Source organism: Blastococcus sp. SYSU DS0616, from assembly GCF_054051015.1.
Genome location: NZ_JBJHAJ010000057.1, coordinates 1 through 2451, shown reverse-complemented (window position 1 = coordinate 2451; position 2451 = coordinate 1). Strand labels below are relative to the sequence as shown.

General features: G+C 59.7%; 2 rRNA genes. Both read right to left on the bottom strand.

The window, feature by feature from the left end:
- A 23S ribosomal RNA gene (locus ACI79K_RS21075) occupies nt 1–399 on the bottom strand; the annotation flags it as partial.
- Nucleotides 400–844: 445 nt separating this feature from the next.
- Nucleotides 845–2361, bottom strand: a 16S ribosomal RNA gene (locus tag ACI79K_RS21070).
- Nucleotides 2362–2451 lie beyond the last annotated feature (90 nt).

Sequence of the window (2451 nt, the reverse complement as noted above, 5' to 3'; positions counted from 1 at the left end):
GACCCTTTCCAGAGGCCTTCCACTAACACAAGTCCTTTATGACTCCCCGCACCCCCGGCAGAGGATGCAGAACTGTCCCACGACCCCGACCACACAACGCCTGCCGGCTATCACATGCGATCGGTTTAGCCTCTTCCGCTTTCGCTCGCCACTACTCACGGAATCACTGTTGTTTTCTCTTCCTGTGGGTACTGAGATGTTTCACTTCCCCACGTTCCCTCCACACGCCCTATGTGTTCAGGCGCGGGTCACACCACATGACTGGTGCGGGGTTCCCCCATTCGGAAATCCTCGGATCAACGCTCGGTTGACAGCTCCCCGAGGCTTATCGCAGCCTCCTACGTCCTTCATCGGCTCCTGGTGCCCAGGCATCCACCGTGTGCCCTTAACAACTTGGCCACACAAAAATCCCGCCCCACACCCCCGGAAGGAAATGATGAGACGGGCCTACAACACTTGAACTCTGCAAACAGAGTCAGAAGATGCTCGCGTCCACTGTGCAGTTCTCAACGTACGACCAGCAACCCCCCACCACGCCACCGCCAGCCCCGGGAAGAACCCGGGCGGTACGACAACAGGAAGGCCCTGACACGAAGAAACGGTCACCCGCTCCCTCAGGACCCAACAGCGTGCCTACGACCAACCACCCACTCCCACCCCGCTCCACGCACACACAAGTGTGTGCAGTACTAGGGGCAGCACCAGGCCGCCGGCCGAACGAGTCAGCGTTCCACCCTCGAGCACCACCCCACACGCTCCGCCGGCACCCCCAGACGGGGCACCGATCACGGTGTGGGCGCGGCTCTGGACCACCACAACCAGTGTGGCGGCCAGTGCTCCTTAGAAAGGAGGTGATCCAGCCGCACCTTCCGGTACGGCTACCTTGTTACGACTTCGTCCCAATCGCCGATCCCGCCTTCGACGGCTCCCTCCACAAGGGTTGGGCCACCGGCTTCGGGCGTTACCGACTTTCGTGACGTGACGGGCGGTGTGTACAAGGCCCGGGAACGTATTCACCGCAGCGTTGCTGATCTGCGATTACTAGCGACTCCAACTTCATGGGGTCGAGTTGCAGACCCCAATCCGAACTGAGACCGGCTTTTTGGGATTCGCTCCACCTCGCGGTATCGCAGCCCTTTGTACCGGCCATTGTAGCATGTTTGCAGCCCTAGACATAAGGGGCATGATGATTTGACGTCATCCCCACCTTCCTCCGAGTTGACCCCGGCAGTCTCCTATGAGTCCCCGACATTACTCGCTGGCAACATAGGACGAGGGTTGCGCTCGTTGCGGGACTTAACCCAACATCTCACGACACGAGCTGACGACAACCATGCACCACCTGTGCACGGCCCTTACGGACCCCCCATCTCTGGAGGATTTCCGTGCATGTCAAGCCTAGGTAAGGTTCTTCGCGTTGCATCGAATTAAGCAACATGCTCCGCCGCTTGTGCGGGCCCCCGTCAATTCCTTTGAGTTTTAGCCTTGCGGCCGTACTCCCCAGGCGGGGCGCTTAATGCGTTAGCTGCGGCACGGAACTCGTGGAATGAGCCCCACACCTAGCGCCCAACGTTTACGGCGTGGACTACCAGGGTATCTAATCCTGTTCGCTCCCCACGCTTTCGCTCCTCAGCGTCAGTTTCGGCCCAGAGACCCGCCTTCGCCACCGGTGTTCCTCCTGATATCTGCGCATTTCACCGCTACACCAGGAATTCCAGTCTCCCCTGCCGAACTCAAGTCCGCCCGTATCGACTGCAGGCCTGAGGTTGAGCCTCAGGTTTTCACAGCCGACGCGACGAACCGCCTACGAGCTCTTTACGCCCAATAATTCCGGACAACGCTTGCACCCTACGTATTACCGCGGCTGCTGGCACGTAGTTGGCCGGTGCTTCTTCTGCAGGTACCGTCACTCTCGCTTCGTCCCTGCTGAAAGAGGTTTACAACCCGAAGGCCGTCATCCCCCACGCGGCGTCGCTGCGTCAGGCTTCCGCCCATTGCGCAATATTCCCCACTGCTGCCTCCCGTAGGAGTCTGGGCCGTGTCTCAGTCCCAGTGTGGCCGGTCACCCTCTCAGGCCGGCTACCCGTCGTCGCCTTGGTAGGCCACTACCCCACCAACAAGCTGATAGGCCGCGGGCCCATCCTCAGCCGATAAATCTTTCCACCACCAGACCATGCGGTCAGCGGTCACATCCGGTATTAGCCCCAATTTCTTGGAGTTATCCCAGAGCTGAGGGCAGGTTGCCCACGTGTTACTCACCCGTTCGCCACTGATCCCCACCGAAGTGGTTCACCGTTCGACTTGCATGTGTTAAGCACGCCGCCAGCGTTCGTCCTGAGCCAGGATCAAACTCTCCGTAGATGATTTGATCGCAGCTGAGAACCGCGAGCTGACACTCGCGATATCAATCAACCAAAGGAATCCCAGCCCCAACCACACAGTGGCCAGGGC